This is a genomic window from Flavobacterium chuncheonense, from assembly GCF_042686145.1.
GTDB lineage: Bacteria > Bacteroidota > Bacteroidia > Flavobacteriales > Flavobacteriaceae > Flavobacterium > Flavobacterium chuncheonense.
Map to the genome: position 1 here is coordinate 531,079 of NZ_JBHUPC010000013.1, position 23,945 is coordinate 555,023.

Annotated in this window: 22 protein-coding genes; 20 read left to right on the forward strand and 2 right to left on the reverse strand. The window is 34.0% G+C overall.

Going from position 1 to position 23,945, the window contains the following annotated elements; all coding sequences use genetic code 11:
* Complete coding sequence (gene metG, locus ACFS5J_RS09915) at window positions 1-2,064, reverse strand: methionine--tRNA ligase (protein ID WP_379811975.1); 2,064 nt, start codon at window positions 2,062-2,064, stop codon at window positions 1-3.
* A gap of 154 nt (window positions 2,065-2,218) precedes the next feature.
* Here metG and ACFS5J_RS09920 point away from each other — a divergent pair, with 154 nt between their 5' ends.
* The 20 genes from ACFS5J_RS09920 (at window position 2,219) to ACFS5J_RS10015 (ending at window position 20,075) form a co-directional block, all read left to right on the forward strand.
* Window positions 2,219-3,115: a S66 peptidase family protein gene (locus ACFS5J_RS09920; protein ID WP_379811976.1), complete on the forward strand. Its 897-nt coding sequence runs from the start codon at window positions 2,219-2,221 to the stop codon at window positions 3,113-3,115.
* Window positions 3,116-3,121: 6 nt separating this feature from the next.
* Window positions 3,122-3,481 carry a YraN family protein gene (locus ACFS5J_RS09925; protein WP_379811977.1) on the forward strand — a complete coding sequence of 120 codons (360 nt, stop codon included), beginning with the start codon at window positions 3,122-3,124 and terminating at the stop codon, window positions 3,479-3,481.
* A 51-nt stretch (window positions 3,482-3,532) separates the two neighbouring features.
* Complete coding sequence (locus ACFS5J_RS09930) at window positions 3,533-4,198, forward strand: aspartate kinase (RefSeq protein ID WP_379811978.1); 666 nt, start codon at window positions 3,533-3,535, stop codon at window positions 4,196-4,198.
* A gap of 105 nt (window positions 4,199-4,303) precedes the next feature.
* Window positions 4,304-6,892, forward strand: a complete 2,589-nt coding sequence (gene porW / locus ACFS5J_RS09935) for a type IX secretion system periplasmic lipoprotein PorW/SprE (RefSeq protein ID WP_379811979.1) — start codon at window positions 4,304-4,306, stop codon at window positions 6,890-6,892.
* 31 nt (window positions 6,893-6,923) lie between these two features.
* Window positions 6,924-7,322: a bactofilin family protein gene (locus ACFS5J_RS09940; RefSeq protein WP_379811980.1), complete on the forward strand. Its 399-nt coding sequence runs from the start codon at window positions 6,924-6,926 to the stop codon at window positions 7,320-7,322.
* Window positions 7,291-7,521, forward strand: coding sequence for an AtpZ/AtpI family protein (locus tag ACFS5J_RS09945; protein ID WP_379811981.1), 231 nt, complete (start codon window positions 7,291-7,293; stop codon window positions 7,519-7,521). The genes ACFS5J_RS09940 and ACFS5J_RS09945 overlap by 32 nt, the downstream gene beginning before the upstream one ends.
* Window positions 7,518-7,928, forward strand: a complete 411-nt coding sequence (locus ACFS5J_RS09950) for a hypothetical protein (protein WP_379811982.1) — start codon at window positions 7,518-7,520, stop codon at window positions 7,926-7,928. Before ACFS5J_RS09945 ends, ACFS5J_RS09950 begins: the two co-directional genes overlap by 4 nt.
* 96 nt (window positions 7,929-8,024) lie before the next feature.
* Entirely contained in the window at window positions 8,025-9,215 is a 1,191-nt protein-coding gene (atpB, locus tag ACFS5J_RS09955) for a F0F1 ATP synthase subunit A (RefSeq protein ID WP_379811983.1), read from the forward strand.
* Window positions 9,216-9,250: 35 nt separating this feature from the next.
* Window positions 9,251-9,445: an ATP synthase F0 subunit C gene (locus ACFS5J_RS09960; RefSeq protein ID WP_045970061.1), complete on the forward strand. Its 195-nt coding sequence runs from the start codon at window positions 9,251-9,253 to the stop codon at window positions 9,443-9,445.
* Between the two features lie 90 nt (window positions 9,446-9,535).
* Complete coding sequence (locus ACFS5J_RS09965; RefSeq protein WP_379811985.1) at window positions 9,536-10,036, forward strand: F0F1 ATP synthase subunit B; 501 nt, start codon at window positions 9,536-9,538, stop codon at window positions 10,034-10,036.
* A gap of 2 nt (window positions 10,037-10,038) precedes the next feature.
* Window positions 10,039-10,572 carry an ATP synthase F1 subunit delta gene (gene atpH, locus ACFS5J_RS09970; RefSeq protein ID WP_379811986.1) on the forward strand — a complete coding sequence of 178 codons (534 nt, stop codon included), beginning with the start codon at window positions 10,039-10,041 and terminating at the stop codon, window positions 10,570-10,572.
* Window positions 10,573-10,615: 43 nt separating this feature from the next.
* Complete coding sequence (gene atpA, locus ACFS5J_RS09975; RefSeq protein WP_379811987.1) at window positions 10,616-12,190, forward strand: F0F1 ATP synthase subunit alpha; 1,575 nt, start codon at window positions 10,616-10,618, stop codon at window positions 12,188-12,190.
* A 65-nt stretch (window positions 12,191-12,255) separates the two neighbouring features.
* A complete protein-coding gene (atpG, locus tag ACFS5J_RS09980) occupies window positions 12,256-13,113 on the forward strand; it encodes an ATP synthase F1 subunit gamma (RefSeq protein WP_379811988.1) in 858 nt (285 codons plus the stop codon).
* A gap of 144 nt (window positions 13,114-13,257) precedes the next feature.
* Window positions 13,258-13,734, forward strand: coding sequence for a hypothetical protein (locus ACFS5J_RS09985; RefSeq protein WP_379811989.1), 477 nt, complete (start codon window positions 13,258-13,260; stop codon window positions 13,732-13,734).
* Window positions 13,735-13,766: 32 nt separating this feature from the next.
* The gene (locus ACFS5J_RS09990; RefSeq protein WP_379811990.1) at window positions 13,767-15,218 is read left to right on the forward strand and encodes a lipopolysaccharide biosynthesis protein; all 1,452 of its coding nucleotides are present in this window, start codon (window positions 13,767-13,769) and stop codon (window positions 15,216-15,218) included.
* Window positions 15,218-15,652, forward strand: coding sequence for a dUTP diphosphatase (gene dut, locus ACFS5J_RS09995; protein WP_379811991.1), 435 nt, complete (start codon window positions 15,218-15,220; stop codon window positions 15,650-15,652). Before ACFS5J_RS09990 ends, dut begins: the two co-directional genes overlap by 1 nt.
* Window positions 15,653-15,686: 34 nt before the next feature.
* Entirely contained in the window at window positions 15,687-16,700 is a 1,014-nt protein-coding gene (locus tag ACFS5J_RS10000; protein ID WP_379811992.1) for a sugar phosphate nucleotidyltransferase, read from the forward strand.
* A gap of 11 nt (window positions 16,701-16,711) precedes the next feature.
* Window positions 16,712-18,064 carry a tetratricopeptide repeat protein gene (locus ACFS5J_RS10005; protein WP_379811993.1) on the forward strand — a complete coding sequence of 451 codons (1,353 nt, stop codon included), beginning with the start codon at window positions 16,712-16,714 and terminating at the stop codon, window positions 18,062-18,064.
* Entirely contained in the window at window positions 18,064-18,834 is a 771-nt protein-coding gene (locus ACFS5J_RS10010; RefSeq protein ID WP_379811994.1) for a DUF4292 domain-containing protein, read from the forward strand. The genes ACFS5J_RS10005 and ACFS5J_RS10010 overlap by 1 nt, the downstream gene beginning before the upstream one ends.
* An 11-nt stretch (window positions 18,835-18,845) precedes the next feature.
* Window positions 18,846-20,075, forward strand: a complete 1,230-nt coding sequence (locus tag ACFS5J_RS10015) for a murein hydrolase activator EnvC family protein (RefSeq protein WP_379811995.1) — start codon at window positions 18,846-18,848, stop codon at window positions 20,073-20,075.
* 452 nt (window positions 20,076-20,527) lie between these two features.
* On the opposite strand, the gene mfd is transcribed toward ACFS5J_RS10015, so the two are convergent.
* Complete coding sequence (gene mfd, locus ACFS5J_RS10020; protein WP_379812269.1) at window positions 20,528-23,827, reverse strand: transcription-repair coupling factor; 3,300 nt, start codon at window positions 23,825-23,827, stop codon at window positions 20,528-20,530.
* Between the last annotated feature and the right edge of the window lie 118 nt (window positions 23,828-23,945).

A 23,945-nucleotide genomic window follows, 5' to 3' on the forward strand; every position in this document is an offset into this window, starting at 1 on the left:
TTAGCTAATTAATGCGCCATTTAAAACACCTTCTGCATCAGGATTTACAAAAACCAATTTTCCTTCTGCATTGTTGGTCATTAAAATCATACCAGCGCTTTCTACGCCACGTAAAGCTCTTGGTGCTAAGTTTACTAAAACCGTAACCCTTTTACCAATTACTTCTTCTGGAGAAAAATGTTCTGCAATACCCGAAACAATAGTACGAACATCAATACCCGTATCTACTTTTAAAACTAAAAGTTTATTGGCTTTAGGCATTTTTTCTGCTTCAAGGATAGTTCCTACACGTAAGTCTAATTTTGTGAAATCATCAAAAGTAGCGGTTTCTTTTTGTGGTTCTGCTTTTGTGTTTTCCATTTTGTTGGCTGTTTTAGTCGCTTCTAGTTTGTCTATTTGTTTTTGAATTTCAGCATCATCAATTTGTGCAAACAAGATTTCAGCTTGTCCTATTTGGTGTCCTGCTGGTAATAAATCATTCTTTTTAGCAATATCATTCCAACTTACATTGGTTTCAGATTGCTTTAAGATGTTTTTCAATTTTGTAGCTGTGAATGGTAAGAATGGTTCACACAATACACTTAAAGCAGAAGCGATTTGAAGTGCAACATACATTTGAGTTTGTACACGTTCTGGATTTTCTTTTACCATTTTCCATGGCTCTTCATCTGCTAAGTATTTGTTTCCAAGACGTGCTACATTCATTACTTCTCCTAAAGCTTCTCTAAAACGGTAGCGCTCTATTGAAGAGGCAATAACTGCTGGATACGCTTTTAATTCTGTTAAAACTTGTTCGTCAACTTCTGTAAATGCATTTGGAGTAGGAACAACACCATTGTAATATTTATTCGTTAATACTACAACTCTATTGATGAAGTTACCATAAATAGCGGCTAATTCATTGTTGTTACGTGCTTGGAAATCTTTCCACGTAAAATCGTTGTCTTTTGTCTCTGGAGCATTTGCTGTTAAAGCGTAACGTAAGGCATCTTGTTTATCTGGGAAATCTTGTAAATATTCGTGTAACCAAACGGCCCAATTTTTTGAAGTAGACAATTTGTTGCCTTCTAAATTCAAGAACTCATTTGCCGGAACATTATCCGGTAATATATAACTACCTTCTGCTTTCAACATTGCAGGGAAAATAATACAGTGGAATACGATATTATCTTTTCCGATGAAATGTACCAATTTAGTATCTTGGTCTTTCCAATACGGTTCCCAATTTTTTCCTTCTTTTGCTGCCCATTCTTTAGTAGCCGAAATATACCCGATAGGTGCATCAAACCAAACGTATAGTTTTTTACCCTCGGCACCTTCAACGGGAACATCAATTCCCCAATCCAAATCACGTGTAACAGCCCTTGGTTCTAAACCACCGTCAACCCAAGATTTTACTTGTCCGTAAACATTCGGTTTCCAATCATTTTTATGTCCTTCTAAAATCCATTCGCGCAAAAACGTATCGTATTCATTCAAAGGTAAAAACCAGTGCTTAGTTGATTTTAAAACAGGAGTCTCTCCCGTAATAGTTGATTTTGGATTAATCAAATCAGTTGCGTTTAATGATGAACCACATTTTTCACATTGGTCACCATAAGCTTCTGGATTGTCACATTTTGGACAAGTCCCTGTTACAAAACGATCCGCTAAAAACTGATCTGCTTTTGCATCGTATAATTGTTCGGTAGTTTCTTCGATGAATTTACCGGCATCGTATAATTTTCTAAAAAATTCTGAAGCAGTATCATGGTGGATCTTAGCCGAGGTTCTTGAATAGTTGTCAAAAGAAATACCAAAATCATGAAACGATTGACGGATGATTCCATCGTACTTGTCAATTACTTGTTGCGGTGTAATGCCTTCTTTTTTTGCTTTCATCGAAATGGCAACTCCATGTTCGTCACTTCCGCACATAAAAGCCACATCTTTACCTTGTAAGCGTAAGTATCTGGCATAAATATCTGAAGGGACATAAACACCGGCTAAATGGCCAATGTGGATAGGGCCATTTGTATAAGGTAAAGCTGCAGTAATCGTATAGCGTTTCGGATTTTGAATCATAATACATTAAAATTTGACGCAAAAATAATTCATTACGCCTGAAATGCCGAATTTTTGTTTGATTTTGTTTATTTTTGAGATAAAGAAATCTGCTATGTTTAGATTTATTTTTTTGCTTTTATTGATTTCAAATATTTCTCACTCCCAAAAAAAAATGAAAATCCCTTCTTATTTAAAAAAAGGCGACACAGTTGCTATTGTTTGTACCGCTCGTAAATTTTTTCCTGAAGACGCTATTCCTGCCCAAGAACTATTAGAAAGTTGGGGTTTGAAAACCAAATTAGGGAGAACAATAGGATTGGATAGTTGTCAACTTGGTGGCACAGATGTGGAGCGTGCTGCTGATTTTCAAGCCATGCTTGATGATGATGATGTAAAAGCGATTTGGTGTGCCCGTGGCGGTTATGGTACCGTTCGCATTATTGATATGCTCGATTTTTCCAATTTCAAAAAACACCCAAAGTGGATAATGGGGTTTTCGGATGTTACGGTTTTGCACAGTCAAGTGAATGTGGAACGAGTGGCTTCATTGCATGCTATTATGCCGTTTACTGTACCGCGTGCTCCTGAAGCCGTAAAAGAAACATTGCGAAAGGCGCTTTTTGGTGAGAGTATTGAGTATGTGATCCCTGCTGTTTCGTATAATATAAATGGGAAGGCAACGGGAGAATTAGTTGGAGGAAATCTTTCTATTTTGTACAGTTTGCTGGGTTCAAAATCTTCTTTGGATACTGATGGTAAAATTTTATACATTGAAGATTTAGATGAATACTTATATCATATAGATCGTATGATGCAAAATCTGAAACGCAATGGTTATTTCGATGGTTTAAAAGGTTTGATTGTGGGGGGGATGACGGATATGCACGATAATGAAATTCCTTTTGGTCAAAATGCAGTACAAATCATTACGGCTATAGCGTCAGAATATGAAATACCGGTTGCTTTTGATTTTCCTGCCGGTCATCAAAAAGATAATCGAACACTAATTTTGGGTAGTCAAGTAGAATTTGAGGTTAATGATTTAGAGGTAAAATTGAAATTTTTATAAAATTTAATGGCGGCACACAACGAGCTTGGTAAAGAAGGAGAAGCGATTGCAGTAGCGTACCTTTTAGAAAAAGGCTATAGCATTTTAGAAACCAATTGGCGTTTCGGTAAAGCAGAGATTGATATTATTGCTCAAAGAGAGAATATTTTAGCTGTAGTTGAAGTAAAAACTCGTTCTAGTTTAGAATTTGGTTTGCCACAAGAATTTGTAAAACCTCAAAAAATAAAACTTCTTGTTAAAGCTATCAATGAATTTGTGGAAAAATACGATTTTGACGTCGAAGTACGGTTTGATATTGTTGCAATTACTAAAGAAACAACAAAATTACACATTGAGCACCTAGAAGGGGCCTTTTATTATTTTTGAGTTAGATTTGTAACAAATTGTTTTTTTGATTAACTTTGCCAAAAAACTACCATGAAAACAATTTCTTCACTTGTTGAGAACTACATTAAGTCAAAGCCTTTTTTGTTAAGTTCTATTTCTCAAGGAATCATTAATTTGACTTCTTTGGCTAGAGTTATGATGCCAGATTTGGAAAGAGAGTTAGGAAAAGATATTAAGCAAGGAGCTGTTGTAATGTCTTTAAAAAGACTTTCTGAAGAGTTAGATTTTAGAATAAATCATAAAATCACACGTGTCCTTAAAAATATTGGTGAGATAACAGTTCGCTCTTCTTTAGTGGATTACGCGTTCAGTGTGTCGGAAACGTTATTGGAAAATCAAGCAAAATTAATTGCTGAGATTAATAAAAACCACGATTTGTTTTACACTTCATCAAGAGGAGTAAATGAGTCAAATATTATTGTGAGTTCTTCGGTTTCTGAAATTGTTGATGAATTGTTTAAAGACGAAAAGAAGACACATCGTGTGGATAATTTATCGTCAATTACGGTTAAATTACCTCAAGTAAATGTTTCAACTCCTGGAGTTTTTTATTATATTTTCCAGCGTTTGGCTTGGGAAGGTGTAATTATACATGAGGTTATTTCTACAACCAATGAGTTTACTGTAATTGTCCATGATAATCAAATTGATATTGCATTTAAAGTCATAAAAGATTTAAAAAATATAGAGGAGTAATAAAAAAAGTAGTATTTTTTTTCTCATCACAAAAAGAAACGTATTTTTACCATTCTTTATACTAAAATCAAACAATTGCAGTTAAAGAATAAAAGCGTTTTTAATTTGAATAATAAGACTTTAAAATATATTTCCATTTCTGGTTTTTTCTTGTTTTTGATAGCTTGTTCTGCTAAAAAGGACAAGTTTGTAAACAGAAATTTTCATGCCGTAACAACCGAATATAACGTGTTGTATAACGGTAATTTAGCACTTGAAAATGGTGTTGCTGAATTGGTTAAAACTTATCAAGATAATTTTTGGGAAGTTTTACCAGTAGAACGCATGTCGAGTGTTGAAAAAGGTATGTTGCCAGGTAAACAAAAAAATGCAGATTTTGAACGCGCTGAAGAAAAGGCGGTAAAAGCCATTCAAAAGCACTCCATGAATATTGGTGGTACAGAACGTAACCCTCAAATGGATGAAGCTTATCTACTATTGGCAAAAGCGCGTTATTATGACAATCGTTTTATTCCTTCACTTGAGGCTTTAAATTATATTTTATATAAATACCCTCAAAGTGATAAAATTTATCATGCTAAAGTGTGGCGTGAAAAAGTGAATATTCGCATTGAGAATAATGAAATCGCAATTCAGAATCTAAAAAAATTATTAACCAACAATTTAATTGAAGGACAGGATTTAGCAGATGCAAATGCTATGCTGTCTCAAGCTTATATGAATGTTGGTGCCAATGATTCTGCAATTTCTACTTTAAAAATTGCTAAAGAAAATACTAAGAAGAATGAAGAGAAAGCGCGTTATGCTTTCATCTTAGGACAATTGTACGAGTCATTTGAGTATTCTGATAGTGCATTTGTAGCTTATCAAGAAATAATTGATATGAAGCGAAAAGCGCCAAGACGTTACACGATTCAAGCGCATGCAAAGCAAGCTTCACAATTTGATTATGCAAATGGTGATACCCTTGTGTTTTTAGAAAAGTTTGATAAACTTATAAAAGATAGGGAAAATAGACCTTATTTGGATGTGTTGTATTTTCAAAAAGGTTTATTCTACGATAAGCTTGGAAAGCAAGAGTTAGCAAAACAGAACTACAATAAATCCATTCGTTCTTTTTCTGAAGATAATTATCTAATTGCATCGGATTATAGAAACACCGCCGAAATACATTTCAAAAGTGCTGAGTACAAAACAGCAGGAATGTATTACGATAGTACTATGATGCGGATGGATGATCGATCACGTGAATTCAGAAGAATCAAGAAGAAAAGAGATAATCTAGAAGATGTTATCCGATACGAAGATATAGCGCAACAAAATGACAGTATTCTTGCTGTAGTTGCGATGAGTCAGCCTGATAGGGTTGCTTTTTATGAGCGATACATTGCCGATTTAAAAGTGGAAGATGAGCGTAAAGCTAAAGCGGCTGCTGAATTAGCAGAAAAAGAGGCCAATAAATTATTGAATGCATCTAGTAATCCAGGTATGCCAACTTCAAATGCTATTGCAGGAAAAGGGATGCTGCCGCCTTCTAGTTTGGATCCTTCACAAAGTACGTTTTATTTCTACAATCCTGTTACGGTAAGTTATGGGAAAAATGAATTTCAAAAGCGTTGGGGTAAAAAACAGTTAGAAGAAAACTGGAGAATGGCAAAAAGTTCAAATACTGATAACATTGATTTGAACACAGATGTCGTTGTTGAAAATGATTCAGTAGCTACGCCTGATTTGGATCCACGCTACAGTGTTGATTTTTACTTATCGCAAATTCCTACAGATGAAAAAGTAATTGATACTTTGGCTATTGATAGAAACTTTGCTTATTATCAGTTGGGACTTATCTATAAAGAAAAATTCAAAGAATATGAATTGGCAGCTTCTCGTTTGGAAACTCTTCTGAAAAATAATCCAGAAGAGCGCTTAGTTTTACCAGCGAAATACAACTTGTATAAAATTTATGAGATGATTGATCCTGCTAAAGCACAGTATTACAAAAATGACATAATAAGCAATTATCCAGAAAGTAGGTATGCACAAATTTTATTAAATCCTTCTAGTGGATTGAGTGATAATGATAATCCAGAGGTTGTTTATAAAGCATTGTACAGGCTATATGAAGAAAATCACTTGCGTGAAGCTTATGAAGAAGTAAATGCTAGAATTGACCAATATCTTGGTGATGAAGCTTTGCCTAAGTTTGAAATGTTGAAAGCGAGTATAACGGGTCGTTTGGAAGGTGTTGAGGCGTATAAAAAAGCATTGACCTATGTTTCGTTATCTTATCCAAATAATGAGGAAGGTAAAACGGCAGAGCAGATTTTACAGCGTGATGTACCTAAATTAGAGGTGCTTAACTTTAATCCGAATGAAGGTTCTAGTTATAAAATAGTATTTACTAAAAATGTTACGGCAAACGAGAATAAAGACGAGTTGGTTAAAAAGCTTGAGTTGTATTTGAAAGATCGACACAGTGATGATTTGAAAATGTCATTTGATATTTATACAATGCAGGAAGATTTTATTGTGTTGCATGGTTTTGCTACAAAAGAAGTTGCAGCGGCTACAGTAAGTTTGTTGAATGAGTACAAAGATTATAAGGTTAAAGATAAGGCATACATTATATCGACGGAAGACTATAAGGTTGTTCAAATTAAAAAACAATTTGAAGAGTGGTTGAAGTTGAATAATTAATATTTTAGTAACCCCCCCAAATTACTTAACCATGTTAAACAAAAAGAAAGAAAATGAACCCCTTTTGGGGAAAACAAACAGAATTGTAGAAGGAACTACAATTACGGGTGACATTAATTCCAAAGCAGATTTCAGATTGGATGGGATTTTAATTGGAAAGTATATTTCAGAAGGAAAACTGGTAATAGGTCCATCTGGAGAAGTTCAGGGAGAGATTGTGTGTAAGAATGTTGATATAGAAGGACGTTTTTCTGGTAAATTACAGGTGGCTGAGCTTTTAAGTGTGAAGTCAAAAGCTGTAATTAAAGGAGAGGTTTCTGTTGGTAAATTGGCGATTGAGCCTGGAGCTATTTTTGAAGCTACTTGCGAAATGAAGTCGCAACTAAAAGCAATCAACAATGGAGAATCCAAAAAAGAAAAAACAGCCTAACGGTCCAAATCCTTGGTTGTCTTTGATATCAATCCCATTTCAAATGGGATTTGTTATTTATATATTTAACGTTTTGGGTTCTTGGTTAAACGAAAAGTACCAAGTTGAGTATTATGAAAAGTGGATAACACTTTTGGGTGTTTTTGTGGCTATTTATTATGTAATCAAACAAGTTAGTTTGTTGAATAGGAAAAAATGAATTTTTCAAAATTATCTTTATTATTTCAATTGGCGGTAATGTCAATATTTGTGTGTGGTCTCCATTTTTTAATGTTGTCGGTTTCAAGCGCAGCAGTAGGGGAATTTTATTATACACCATTTCAGGAATACCTTTTTTTAATAGGCACTTCACTAGCGGTATATGGCTTGAATAAAATGGTAGCTAAAAAATCATTTGAACAGCTTGGTTTTGTTTTTTTGGGGGTAATGACTGTTAAATTTATTTTAGCTTATGTTTTTGTTTTGCCTTTGTTAGATTCGCATTCAGAAGCGTATAATTTAGAAAAAAAGCTGTTTTTTTTGAATTTTATTCTCTTTTTAGGAATAGATGTTTATTTAACATCTCAAATTTTAACTTCCTCTGGTAAAAAAGATAAAAAAGAATAATTTCGAAAAAAAAAGTACCATTCAAACTTGCTATATTAATTAAAGTTGTACTTTTGCAAAAATTTTAACGACCATAAAAAATACATTTATATCGATATGGCGATTTTAAGTAAACCACTTTTTATTATAGCGGCATTGTTCATGATGGTGAATTCATCATATGCGTCGGCTGTAAACAGTAATGATCCTGTTCATGTGACTTCTGATTCTGATAATCACGAAGTTGAAGATCATCATCAAGTTGAAGTGTTAAGTCCTAAGGACAAGGTAAGTGCTCATATTGAGCATCACTTGAAAGATGATTATTATTTTACTTTCTTTTCTGATGAGGCTGAAGCAAAACATTACGGATTTGCATTACCGGTTATTCTTATCGATAATGGATTAAAAGTGTTTTCTGCTTCTAAATTTCACCATGGTGAGGAAGTGGTAGAAGTTGATGGGCAAAACTATGTATTGTATCACGGTAAAATTTATAAAACTGATGCTGCTGGTACAATAAGTTATGATGAGCATCATCATCCTACTAATGAAAGACCATTGGATTTTTCATTGACTAAAAATGTAGTGTCTTTGTTGTTTACTTCTGCTTTGTTGTTTTTCTTGTTTGTAGGTTTGGCTAAAACATACAAGACGGGTCACAATAATTTACCAAAAGGATTTAGTAGAGTTTTAGAGCCATTAGTAATCTATGTTAGAGATGAAATTGCGCGTCCAAATATTGGTGAGAAAAAATATAAAAAATTCATGCCATATTTATTGACGGTATTTTTCTTGATTTGGTTGTTGAACTTGCTTGGTTTAACTCCATTAGGAATTAACGTTACAGGTAATATTGCAATTACATTGTGTTTGGCATTGTTTACTTTTATTATTACAAATTTTAGTGGTAATAAAGATTACTGGGGTCACATTTTCTGGATGCCAGGTGTGCCCGTTCCAATGAAAATTATCTTAGCGCCGATTGAGGTGTTGGGTATGTTTACAAAGCCTTTCTCGTTAATGATACGTCTATTTGCAAATATTACTGCAGGTCACACAGTAGTAATGGGGTTAATTGCAATTGTTTTTGTTATGAAGGAGGAGTTGACTACAGGTGGGGCAACTGTTGTGTCTTTAGCTTTGACATTGTTTATTTCTGTTATTGAAATTTTAGTTGCATTTTTGCAAGCGTATATATTTACAATGTTGTCTTCGTTATTCATTGGAATGGCGGTTCAAGATCATCACCATGATGAACACCACAGTGCTGATGTTTTAGGTGATCATGACAACTCTATAGTTTAAGAATAAATTTTGTTTAATTATATATATCAATTATTATGGAAATTCCAGGTTTAGTAGGTGCAGGTTTAATCGTAATTGGAGCTGGTTTAGGTTTAGGTAAAATCGGTGGTTCAGCAATGGACGCTATTGCTCGTCAACCAGAAGCTGCTGGTAAAATCCAAACTGCGATGATTATCATCGGTGCATTATTGGAAGGTTTAGCATTCGGTGCTTTAATCTTAGGAAAGTAATTAGAATAAGTAAGTTACCTGCAACGGTTGGTTGCAGGTCTTACTTTATTAGACAATTTTTTTAAAACGAATTTTTTTAAAGTTTATATAATGGATAAATTAATTAATGATTTTTCATACGGTTTGTTTTTCTGGCAAGCTATTATTTTAGTTATTTTAATTGTATTATTAGCTAAATTTGCATGGAAACCTATTTTGGCTGCTTTATCAGCTCGTGAAGAAGGGATTTCAAATGCTTTAATGGCTGCTGAAAATGCTAAGAAAGATTTAGCTAACTTAAAAGCGGACAATGAAAAACTTTTAGCTGAAGCTCGTGCGGAAAGAGATACTATGATTAAAGAAGCGCGTGAAATCAAAGAAAAAATGATTGCAGATGCTAAAAATGAAGCTCAAGTTCAAGGAGAAAAAATGATTGCTCAAGCTAAAGCAACAATCGAAGGAGAGAAAAATGCTGCTATGGCAGAATTGAAATCTCAAGTATCTTCATTGTCTTTAGAAATTGCAGAGAAAATATTGAAAGAAGAATTAGCTAACAAAGAAGCACAATCAAAATTGGTTGAGAGAATGTTAGTTGAAGCTAAATTAAATTAATTATGGCAAATACTAGAGCAGCTATTCGATACGCTAAGGCTATTCTTGATATTGCACAAGCAAGCAATAACACGGCAAATGTTAATCAAGATATGATTAATATTGCTGAAGCAGTTGTAGAAAGTAAAGAGTTGAAAGTATTCTTGAGTAATCCTATTGTAAAAGGATCGGTTAAGTTTGCTGCAATTTCTGAAATTTTCACAGCGGCGCAAGCAGAAACAAAGGGATTGTTTCAATTGCTACATGTAAACAGTAGATTTGAAATTTTAGCTGAAGTAGCAACACAATTCTCTGTGTTATTTGATGAGTTAAACAATGTAGGTACTGCAACTGTAACGACTGCTTTCCCTATTACATCAGAATTAGAGAGTCAAGTGTTGGCTAAAATAGCGACATTTTCAAATAAAAAAGTTACTTTGAAAAATACAGTAGATCCATCAATTATCGGTGGTTTTGTATTACGTATGGGTGACAAACAATATAATGCTTCTGTTAAAAACAGATTGCAACAATTAAAAAGAGAATTTAGTAATTAATAATAGTGAACACACTTTAAAAGTGTTAAAATTATAAATTAAAATGGCTGAAATTAAACCTGCTGAGATATCAGCAATATTAAAAAAGCAATTATCAGGTTTTCAATCTGGTACTTCGTTAGAAGAAGTTGGAACAGTACTTCAAGTTGGTGATGGTATTGCTCGTGTATACGGATTATCTAATGCTCAATACGGTGAGTTAGTTCAGTTTGATAACGGACTAGAAGGTATCGTTTTGAACTTAGAGGAAGACAATGTTGGTGTTGTACTTTTAGGTCCATCTACTGGAGTGAGAGAAGGTTCAAATGTGAAAAGAACGCAACGTATTGCTTCTTTAAATGTTGGTGAGCAAATTGTAGGTCGTGTAGTTGATACTTTAGGTAACCCAATTGATGGTAAAGGACCTATCGGAGGAGATTTATACGAGATGCCATTAGAGCGTAAAGCTCCTGGAGTAATTTTTCGTCAGCCAGTAACGGAGCCATTACAAACAGGTATCAAAGCTATCGATGCAATGATCCCAGTGGGTAGAGGACAACGTGAGTTGGTAATTGGTGACCGTCAAACAGGTAAAACAACTGTTTGTATTGATACCATTTTAAATCAAAAAGAATTTTACGATGCTGGTAAACCAGTATATTGTATATATGTTGCTGTAGGTCAAAAAGCATCTACTGTTGCTGCTATCGCAAAAACATTAGAAGAAAAAGGTGCAATGGCTTATACTGTTATTGTTGCTGCAAACGCTTCTGACCCTGCTGCAATGCAAGTTTATGCTCCTTTCGCAGGTGCATCTATCGGAGAGTACTTCCGTGATACAGGTCGTCCAGCTTTAATTATCTATGATGATTTGTCTAAGCAAGCAGTTGCTTACCGTGAGGTGTCTTTATTATTAAGAAGACCACCAGGACGTGAGGCTTACCCTGGAGACGTTTTCTACTTACACTCAAGATTATTAGAAAGAGCGGCAAAAGTTATCGCTGATGACGAAATTGCAAAAGATATGAATGACTTACCAGAGTCTTTACGTCCAATCGTTAAAGGGGGTGGTTCATTAACAGCTTTACCAATTATCGAAACGCAAGCGGGTGACGTTTCTGCTTATATTCCAACTAACGTAATTTCGATTACTGACGGTCAGATTTTCCTTGATGGTGATTTATTTAACTCAGGTGTACGTCCAGCAATCAACGTAGGTATTTCAGTATCTCGTGTAGGAGGTAACGCTCAGATTAAATCAATGAAAAAAGTATCAGGAACTTTAAAACTTGACCAAGCGCAATACCGTGAATTAGAAGCATTTGCTAAGTTTGGTTCTGATCTTGATGCAGTTACTTTAAACGTAATTGAAAAAGGTAAGCGTAACGTTGAAATCTTGAAACAAGCGGTTAACGATCCGTATACAGTTGAAGATCAAGTTGCAATTATTTATGCAGGTTCTAAAAACTTATTGAGAAATGTTCCAGTTGAAAAAGTAAAAGAGTTTGAAAAAGACTTCTTATCTTTCTTAAATGCGAAACATAGAGATACTTTAGATGCTTTAAAAGCGGGTAAATTCACAGATGAAATTACTGACGTTTTAGAAAAAGTAGCAAAAGAACTTTCTGCAAAATATTAATCATATAAGTAATTAGCAATTGGTGCTAAAACGCCAATTGCTAAATTGCTAATTACTCATAGAAAATGGCAAATTTAAAGGAAATTAGAAATAGAATCGGATCCGTTTCATCTACGATGCAGATTACATCGGCAATGAAAATGGTTTCTGCTGCAAAGCTGAAAAAAGCACAAGATGCAATTACAGCAATGCGCCCTTATGCCGAAAAATTGACGGAATTATTACAAAATTTAAGTGCTACTCTTGAAGGAGATACTGGAGGTGTTTATGCTGATCAAAGAGAAGTAAATAAAATTTTAGTAGTTGCAATTACTTCAAATAGAGGTTTGTGTGGAGCTTTCAATACAAACGTTATTAAGGAAGTTAAAAACGTTACCAAACAGTATGCTGGTAAGCAAGTTGACGTTTTTGCAATTGGTAAAAAAGGTAATGATGTGTTGTCAAAACTTAATAAAGTAATTGATAACAAAAGTTCAATTTTTGACGATTTAACATTTGACAATGTTTCTGAAATTGCTGAAATTTTGATGGATAAGTTTGTTGCTGGTGAGTATGATAGAATTGAGTTGGTATACAACCACTTCAAGAATGCAGCTACGCAAGTTGTTAAAGTTGAGCAATTCTTACCATTAGCTCCTATTTCTGGAGGGGAAGCTATTGCTTCTGACTATATCTTCGAACCTTCAAAAGAGGAAATTGTGTTGACTTTAATTCCTAAGTCGTTAAAAACACAATTGTACAAAGGAATCCGCGATTCTTATGCTTCTGAGCATGGAGCGCGTATGACTGCGATGCATAAAGCAACAGATAATGCAAAAGAGTTACGTGATCAGTTGAAATTAACGTATAACAAAGCACGTCAAGCTGCAATTACTGGGGAGATCTTAGAAATTGTAGGTGGTGCTGAAGCGTTAAACGGATAATTTCTTATCAGTTCAAATTATAAAAAAGGCGAAGAGTAATCTTCGCCTTTTTTATTTCGCATAAGTTATATTTTCTAAAAATAAAGTTATAGTAGATGTTTGGCTCTTTTTTTGTTAATGGATTTGTATCTTTATAAAATTGTTATGGGGAATAGATTTTTAATAATGCCTTTTGCGTTTGTATTGACCATGTGCTCTTCTACGAAAGAGTATCAAGTGCAGGATTTTCAAAATAATTTTCAAAAAGTATATTACGAACGTTGGGTGTCAGGTCAAGAAATGGGAGGTTCAGGAATTAATTTTCATGTTGAATTACATAAGCCAATGGCTAATAATTCAAAGTTGGAAAAGGTTTGTTTTTTGAATAAAGAAGCACAATTTAAGGCTGTTGATGCATTACATTATATTGCTGTTTTAAAAGAAAAAGAAACGGACATTATCATGCATGAATCTCCTGAAAAAGAGTTTGGGAATACAGTGCCTGCTCTCGATTTAAAATTAGATAAAAATCAAGCCAAAATATTCGTCATTAAAAATAATCGTAAATATTCTTTTATCCTTGATAATATTAAAGAAATGCAAATGATTGCTTACCCTTCAAAGAATAAATCGAGAAATTAATTACTTTTGTTGGTACTTAAACAACTATCATTTTGAGCCTTTATAAAAAGCTGTTAAATCAAACTGCAATCTACGGTATAGCAACTGTGTTGCCACGAATGCTAAGTTTTCTGTTGGTAAGGCTTTATACCGATTATATGCCGGCAGAAGAATATGGAGAGGTGTCTGTCATTTTTTCTTATTTGGTATTCTTTAATGTGATACTTTCTTACGGGATGGAAACCTCTTTTTTTAGATTTTACAACGCAGAAGAGAATAAAAGAAGTGTTGTTGCTACCGCGAGTATATCTTTGTTGTTTACTACATTGGCATTTGTTGGAATTGCATTGTCTTCTCGTAATTCAATTGCCGAATGGTCAGACATAAAAGTAGATTATATTTTATATACGATTTTAATACTTGCTTTAGATGCTTTAGTGGTTATTCCCTTCTCAAAATTAAGAGCATTAGGACATTCTTTAAAGTATGCCATTATTAAAATTAGTAACGTTGCCATTAACTTAGGATTAAATATTTTCTTTATTATTTTTTTACCAAAATGGCAAGAAGGAAATAGCTTTTTAGAAACACTGTATATTCCAAATTTCCAAATCGGATATATTTTTATTTCCAACCTTGTTGCTAGTTTGTTTACGTTATTAGTTTTGCTACCTGATTATTTCAAACAAAGTTGGCAATTTGACGCTAACTTATGGAAGAGGATGTTGCGTTATGGATTTCCTATTTTGATAGCAGGAATTGCTTTTGCTATTAATGAACATTTTGATAAAATTCTGTTGGAGTGGTTGGGTATTCCATTGGAAGCTATTGGAGCCTATTCGGCCTGTTATAAAATTGGGATGTTTATGGTGTTATTTCGTACCGCTTATACTCTTGGAATTGAGCCATTCTTTTTTAGTCATGCTAAAAATGCCAATGCACAACAGACGTATGCCGATATTACCAAGTATTTTGTCATTTTCGGATCGATGATGTCGCTAGGTGTAATTGTCTTTGCAGATCTTCTAAAGCACATTTTGGTGCCAAATGAAGCATATTGGAGTGCAATGAATATTGTGCCACTAATTGTATTAGCAAACTTCTTTCTGGGAATCTATACAAACTTATCTGTATGGTACAAGTTAATTGATAAAACAAAAATTGGGGCTTATATTTCAATCATTGGTGCTAGTGTTACTTTGGTTTTAAATTTTCTGTTGATACCAATCATTGGCTTTGTAGGTTCGGCTATTGCAACTATTTTTGCCTATGGTACTATGATGTTGATTTCGTATGTTTTAGGGCAAAAAAAATATCCAATACCTTACGATAAACCAAAAATCGCCGCATATTTAGGGTTGTCTACGGTATTAAGTTTTATGTCGTTTTACATTACTCCTTTACGAGAAACCTATGTTTTTGGGATACTAAGTTTACTAATTTTTGCTTACTTTGTATATCGAAATGAAAAACAACTTTTTGCTAGACTTTTAAAACGAAATTAATGCAAATTAAAATTATCAATAAATCACAACACGCTTTACCGAATTACGAAACCAATGCTTCTGCAGGCATGGATTTGCGTGCTAATTTAATAGAACCAATTACATTAAAACCACTAGAAAGAACCATCGTTAAAACAGGTTTGTTTATAGAATTACCGATAGGGTATGAAGCACAAGTGCGTCCGAGAAGTGGTTTGGCTGCAAAACACGGGATTACGGTTTTAAATTCTCCAGGAACGGTTGATGCCGATTACCGTGGTGAAATCGGCGTGATTTTAGTGAATTTATCACAAAATGATTTTACCATTGAAAATGGTGAGCGCGTGGCACAATTGGTTATTGCAAAACACGAACGTGCACAATGGATAGAAGCTGAAGCATTATCGGAAACTTCTAGGGGTGAAGGAGGATTTGGTAGCACTGGTGTTAAATAAAATGTATAATTATACTAATTTACGATATTAAAAAATGAGAATTATAGTTCCAATGGCAGGTCGTGGTTCACGTCTTCGCCCGCATACATTAACTGTACCGAAACCTTTAATACCAATTGCTGGTAAACCAATAGTACACCGTTTGGTAGAGGATATTGCTGGTGTAATTAATCAAGAAATTGATGAAATTGCTTTTATTATCCATGAAAGTTTTGGAAAGCAAGTGGAAAAGGACTTGGTAGAAATTGCAGAAAAATTAGGTGCAAAAGGTACAATCTATTATCAAAATGAGGCTTTGGGAACTGCACATGCTATTATGTGTGCTAAAGAATCTATGCAAGGGCCTATTGTGGTAGCGTATGCTGATACACTATTTAGAGCCGATTTCTCGTTGGATACAACAGCGGATTCTGTAATTTGGGTGAAGCAAGTGGATGATCCAAGTGCATTTGGAGTAGTACAACTTAACGATAAAAATGAGATTGTTGATTTTGTTGAAAAACCTAAAGAATTTGTTTCCGATTTAGCCATTATTGGGATTTATTATTTTAAATCGGGAGAAACTTTACGTGCAGAATTGCAATACCTATTGGATAATAACGTTGTTAAAGGAGGTGAATTCCAATTAACCGATGCTTTAGAAAACATGAAGCAAAAAGGAATGAAGTTTGTTCCTGGTAAAGTTGACGAATGGATGGATTGTGGTAACAAAAATGTAACGGTTGACACCAACAATCGCATGTTGCATTTTATACATAACGATGCCGAAGAGACTATGATTGCTGAAACCGTACGCATTGAAAATTCTGAAATAATTCCACCTTGTTATATCGGTGAGAATGTAGTCTTAATTAACTCTATAGTTGGGCCAAATGTTTCTTTAGGAAACGGGACACATTTGACAAATACTAAGATTAAAAACAGCTTGGTTCAAACACACGCACATATTAAAAACGCAAAATTGGATAACGCTATGATCGGTAATCACGCTTCATTTGATGGCGATTTTACTAGTATCAGTATTGGAGATTATTCCGTTTTAGAATAAAGCAATAAATTATGGCACATGATTTTCGTAAAATAGTTTCGGTATTGGCAATGGCAATTAGTAGTCAGGGTTTTGTGTTTGCACAAGATAATCCTGAGGATATTGCTTTGCAAAATGACGCTATAGAAAATAATTTCTACGAAGCGTTAAAACAAAGAGCTATTGAAAATTATGATAAGGCGGTGATGGCTATTGAGCAATGTATCGAATTGAAATCGGACGAAGCGGCTTTTTATTATGAATTGGGGAAGAACCAATTGGATTTAAAAAATTATACCGCCGCTGAACAAGCATTTCAAAAATCGGTTGATTTAAAACCTAACGAGCGATGGTATTGGAATGGATTATACGATGTGTATTACCAAACTAAGAATTTTGAGAAATCCATTGAGGTTGTCAAGAAACTGATCACATTTGATTTGAACATGAACGAAGATTTAGTGTCTTTGTACATGTATACCAATCAACACGATAAGGCTTTAGCATTGCTTAATGAAATGCAAAAGACAATGGTTTTGAGTGAAATGATGGAATATTATCGCCTTAAAATTGAGAATTCTGAGCGTAATGCCAATTTAAAAGTAGAAGACTTAGAAGCTGCTATAAAGAAGGATCCCAAAAACGAACAGTTGTACATCAACTTAATGATGTTTCATTCAGCGAATAATGATGAGAACAAAGCTTTTGAAGTAGCGCAAAAATTAGCAGAGGAAATTCCAAATTCAGAATGGGCAAATATTAACTTGTTTAAGTTCTACCTACAAGAAAACAGAGCCGATGAAGCGATAAAATCAATGTTTTCAATTTTTGAGAACAATAAAATTGATATTAAAATTAAACATCGTGTATTAAATGAGTTCTTAGTATATGTGGTTAAAACCAATTCGCATTATGATGAATTGAATCAAGCGGTAGACTATTTTGAAAACGATAAAACAATAAATGTAGCCAAAGAAATTTCGAAGTTTTTCTACAGTAAAGCCAATTACGATAAGGCTACTTTTTATTTAGAAAAAGCATTGACCAATAATCCAAACGATTATGAAAGTGTTATGCTTCTACTTGATAATTATGTAAATGCTCAAAATTATGAAGCATTAGCCAATCGTTCGGAAATTTTAATTGATTTGTATCCGTCTCAACCAAAATTGTATTACTATGCGGGTTTAGCTAATAATCACTTAGGAAAATATAAAAAGGCTGTTGAGTTTTTAGAAAATGGTCTGGAATTTGTTGTGGAAGATACCGAATTAGAAGTTCATTTTTATCTGCAATTGGGAGAAGCTTATCGTTTGTTAAAAGACGACAAGAAAAGTAAACTTTATTACGGCAAGGCAGAAGAATTAGTAAACAAGAAGAAATAATGCAAAAGATAATAGTCGGGTTACTTACACTTTTTGTACTCGTATCGTGTAAATCAAAACAATCCGTAACAGAAGCTTCCGCAAATGAAGAATTAGCAGCAATGAAAGTGATTCAAAATCATTATGCAAATGCGCATGATTTTGCTTCGCTTTATATCCGTGCGAATGCAAAATACCAAGATGGAAAGCAAACTCACAATGTTGCCGCTGATATTCGAATCAAAAAAGATGAGATTATTTGGATTAATGTAAAGTTATTTGGTATTCCAGTAGCTAAGGCATTAATTACGCCTGAAAAAGTAAGTTATTATGAAAAAATCAATGGGACTTATTTTGAAGGGAATTTTGATTTATTGAGTAATTGGTTGGGCACCGATTTGGATTTTCATAAAGTCCAAAATTTATTCATAGGTAATGCTATCGATGATTTGACCAAAACAACGTATACAGCAGCCATAGAAAATGATTTGTATAAGTTAACAGAGAAAAGAAAAAGTGCAACTGAAAAAGCTTTTTATTTTGAGGCGGCTAATTTTTTAATTAAAAAAGAATGGATAGCGCAGGCTTCGGAAAATAGAAGTTTGGAAATTGAATACCCATCTCACGGAAAATATGGGGATTCTTTTATGCCGAATAGCATTAAAATAATAGCTACTCAAGAACATCAAACCTTGATTGATTTAGTCTATAAGAGTATTACCTTTGACGAAAATTTAAATTACAGCTTTTCTATTCCTGACGGATACGAACAAGTAACCATAGATAAATAGTTAACTAACGCATGAATCGATTTTTATACGTTTTATTTTTTAGTTTGTGTACAATTTTAAGTTTTGCACAACCTTCTGATAAACAAAAACAATTAGAAGAGCAAAAGGCACAAATTCAAAAAGAAATTGCGTCATTTCGCGCTTTGTTGAATACAGAAAAGAAAAAGGAAAAATCGGTCTTAGCTGAAATAGCCGAACAAAAAGCGCGTATTCGTTTGAGTGAGCGTTTGATTAGCACTACTGCAAAACAAAAGCGTTTGTTAGAAGACGATATTTATTTGACGCAATTGCAAATTAACAAGCTTAACCGCGAATTGAAAGTTCTAAAAGATGACTATGCAAAAATGATTGTAAAATCGTATAAGAGTCGCAACGATCAAAGTCGTATCATGTTTGTGTTATCCTCTCAAAATTTTTTACAAGCGTACAAACGCATCCAGTATATGAAACAATATGCAGGATTTCGTAAAATGCAAGGTGATGAAATTCAGGAGAAGCAAGAAACTTTGTCGGTAGCTAAAACAAAGTTAGAATCAAGTAAGGCCCAAAAGGAAAAAGTGCTTAAAGAAAGCGAGGAAGAAAAAGCTTTATTGGTTAATCAAAAAGCAGAACAAGAGAAGCTAGTCAAGTCAATTCAAAAGGACAAAAAGAAATACATGGCGGATATTTCAAAAAAACAAAAAGAATCTAACGCCATAGATAAAGAAATCAAAAAGATTATTGCTGAAGCTATTGCTGCAGCCAATAAGAAAAATGCGGCCAAAACAGGAACTAAATCTTCAGGATCCGCGAAGTTTGATTTAACACCGGAAGGTAAAATAGTAGCAGCTAATTTTAAAGCCAATAAAGGAAAGTTGCCATGGCCTGTTGAAAAAGGGTATGTGTATTCTCGTTTTGGAGTACACCCGCATCCTGTGTATAGTAATTTGAAAATTGAAAATAGCGGTGTTGAAATCGCTACGGAACCCGGTTCTGTGGCAAGAGCGGTTTTTGAAGGTGAAGTTTTTCAGATTCAAGTGATGAAAGGGACTAATAGAAAAATTTTATACATACAGCATGGAGATTTTATTACCATTTATCAAAATTTAGAATCGGTTATTGTACGTGAAGGGGATAAGGTTACTACGAAACAGAATTTAGGACGCATTCAAACCGATGCATCCGGAAAGGCAGTATTAAAGTTCTTGGTTATGCAGAATGTGACCACTTTAAATCCTGAGGATTGGTTGTATAATATGTAAACTTTAACAAAAACGGCAGAAAATCTGTAACCACAGTAAGGTGAAACTGGCTTATATTTGTTTCGGTTAATAGCAGTAATTTTATTTCTTATTTAAGAAAAAATTCAATCCCGCCACGTTGCGGGATTTTTTTATGGAGTAAATTCAGATTTAAATTTTAACAAAAACGGCAGAAAATCTGTAACCACACTACACCAAAATGGATTTATATTTGTCTCGGTTAATAGCAGTAATTTTTTCTTATTACAAGAAAGCTTAGGTCCCGCCACGTGCGGGATTTTTTGTATCCAAGTTTTCCATTTTAACATTTATTTAACAAAAACGGCAGAAAATCTGTAACCACACTACACTAAAATGGATTTATATTTGTCTCGGTTAATAGCAGTAATTTTTTTCTTATTCATTTAAGACAAAAAATAAAAAAGCGATACGTAAGTATCGCTTTTTTGCATTTATAGAATATTGATGAGATCCAAGGCTTTGTTAATACTCTTTACATTGTCAAAGGTTAACAAGAGGCGTAAACCGGCCTTCGTTTGTTTTTCTTTCATTTTGCAAAGGTTTCCATTTTGCTGTACTTTTTGTACAACTCTCATGAATTTTGCACTTTGGTAAAAATTACTTTGTTGGTCGCTTATAAAGTAACCTACCATTTTACCTTGTTTGATAACTAATTTTTCCAAACCTATCGAAGCTGCTTTCCATTTGATACGAACAGAGTTCATCAACGCAATAGCAGGTTTTGGTAAAGGTCCAAAACGATCCATTAATTTTTGTTCGTAGACTTGTAATTCTTCTTCAGTTTTAATCTTACTCAATTCGTTGTACAAGTTCAAACGTTCTGTAATGTTGTTGATATAGTCATCAGGGAATAACAATTCAAAATCGGCATCTATTTGTATGTCTTTTACATACTCTTTGGTTTCTTCATTGTTTTCGCTTTCATATAAATCTTTGAATTCATTTTCTTTAAGCTCTTCTATGGCTTCATTCATGATTTTCTGATAGGTGTCAAATCCAATTTCATTGATGAAACCACTTTGTTCGCCTCCTAATAAATCTCCTGCACCACGGATTTCCAAATCCTTCATAGCAATATTAAAACCGCTTCCCAATTCACTGAATTGCTCCAAAGCTTGAATTCGTTTACGCGCTTCTTCTGTCATAACAGAATAGGGTGGAGCTATAAAATAACAGAATGCCTTTTTATTACTACGTCCTACACGCCCACGCATTTGGTGTAAATCAGACAAACCAAAATTATTGGCGTTGTTGATAAAGATTGTATTGGCATTTGGTACATCCAAACCACTTTCAATGATAGTAGTAGCTACCAAAACATCAAATTCGCCTTCCATAAAAGAAAGCATCAATTCTTCCAATTTTTTACCATCCATTTGACCGTGACCAATACCTACCTTAGCACCAGGCACAAGTCGTTGAATCATACCTGCTACTTCTTTGATGTTTTCAATACGGTTGTTGATGAAATAAACCTGACCACCACGCTCAATTTCGTATGCTATTGCATCCCTAATGGTTTCCTCGTTAAAACCAACCACATGGGTTTCGATTGGGTAGCGGTTTGGTGGAGGCGTTGTGATAACGGATAAATCACGGGCTGCCATTAATGAGAATTGCAACGTTCTCGGAATTGGAGTTGCTGTTAAAGTTAAGGTGTCAACCGTTTCAGATATAGTTTTTAGTTTATCTTTTACATTTACGCCAAACTTTTGCTCTTCATCAATAATTAATAAACCTAAATCTTTAAACTGTACATTTTTATTAACCAATTGATGCGTTCCAATGAGGATATCCACTTTGCCTTCTTTTAATAATTCTAAGGTATGGGCTTTTTGCTTTGCCGTTCTAAAACGGTTTAAGTAATGAACAGTAACCGGCATATCTTTCAGACGTTCTGAGAACGAACGGTGGTGTTGATAGGCCAAAATAGTAGTTGGTACTAATACTGCAACTTGTTTGCCATTGTCCACCGCTTTAAATGCAGCACGAATGGCAACCTCTGTTTTACCAAAACCAACATCTCCACAAACCAAACGATCCATAGGACGTTCGTTTTCCATGTCCATTTTTACATCTGCTGTTGCGGTTATTTGGTCCGGTGTATCTTCATAGATGAATGAACTTTCTAATTCTTTTTGCAAATAGCTATCCGGAGCACACGCAAATCCTTTTTCCAATCTACGTTTAGCATATAATTGAATAAGGTTAAACGCAATGTTTTTAACACGTGCTTTTGTTTTTTGTTTTAAGGTTTTCCAAGCATTACTACCAAGTTTGTATATTTTTGGTGATGTCCCGTCTTTACCGTTGAATTTTGAAATTTTATGAAGCGAGTGAATACTCACATATACAATATCATTATCGGCATAAACCAGTTTGATAGCCTCTTGTTTTTTTCCTTCAACCTCAATTTTCTGTAAACCTCCAAATTTTCCAATTCCGTGATCAATATGCGTTACATAATCACCCACGGATAAAGAAGTCAGCTCTTTTAAAGTGATGGTTTGCTTTTTAGACTGACTGTTTTTTATATTGAATTTATGATAACGTTCAAAAATTTGATGGTCGGTATAACAAGCAATTTGCAATTCTTCATCAATAAAACCTTGATAAAGCGGTAATACTACAGTTTTATATTGCTTGCGAATGCTTTCGTGATTGTCCTCATCCAGACTTTCAAAAATATCATGAAAACGAGTGGCTTGACCTTCATTAGAACAGAACAGATAATTGGTAATGCCGTGAAAATGATTTTCACCCAAATTGTTCAACAGCAAATCAAACTGCTTGTTAAATGCCGGTTGCGGTTGGGTGTGAAATTCAATAGTTTGGTCAATTCTGAAAACCGGCTTTTTATCCAATTCCACAATTGTAAAATCATTGGCTTTTACAATAAATTGGCGTTGGTTTACAAACAATTCTTCTGGAGTTGCGTGTTTGATGTCTTTGGAAAGCTTTTCAAATGCTTCTTCGGCTTTTGAGAATAACTTGTCTAATTTCTGAGAAAGATACTCGGTGTTTTGAATGAAAAGTACCGTTTTCTCATTGATATATTCTAGGAAACTTTCTCGGTTTTCTTCCAAAAGTTTGTTTTCAACATTTGGTATAATGCTGATTTTTTTCAGTTTTTCAACTGACAGTTGGGTTTCAACATCAAAACTACGGATACTGTCTACTTCATCACCAAAAAATTCAATACGATACGGATGGTCATTTGAAAATGAAAAAACATCAATAATACCACCACGTACAGAAAACTCGCCAGGTTCCGTAACAAAATCGACTCTTTTGAAATTATATTCGAAAAGGGTTTCATTGATAAAGTCAATGGAAAGGTTGTCGTTTAAAGCAATTTTTAAGGTGTTTTTTTCCAATTCTCTTCGTGTAACCACTTTTTCAAAGATGGCATCTACATAAGAAACTATGATAGCAGGTTTTTTACGCGAATTGATACGATTTAAAACCTCTGCACGGAGTAAAACATTAGCATTGTCGGTTTCTTCTATCTGGTAAGGTCTTCTGTAGGAACCAGGGTAAAATAAAACATCTTGATCGTTAATCAATTGTTCCAAATCATTCAAATAGTAGGCAGCCTCTTCTTTGTCGTTAAATAAAAACAAGAAAGGTAAATCGGCATTTTTAAATAATGCTGTGGCTACAAACGAAAGTGACGAACCGGTCAATCCTTTAACATTCGATTTTTTACGTGAAGCGAAGGAATCTAACAGCGCCTTTAATTTGGGTTGTTTTTCGTATTTGTTTAAAATGTCTGCTTTACTCAAAATGTACTTTTTATAGATAATGCAAAATTAAAAAAACCACTAGACTTAAATTGTAAGCAGTGGT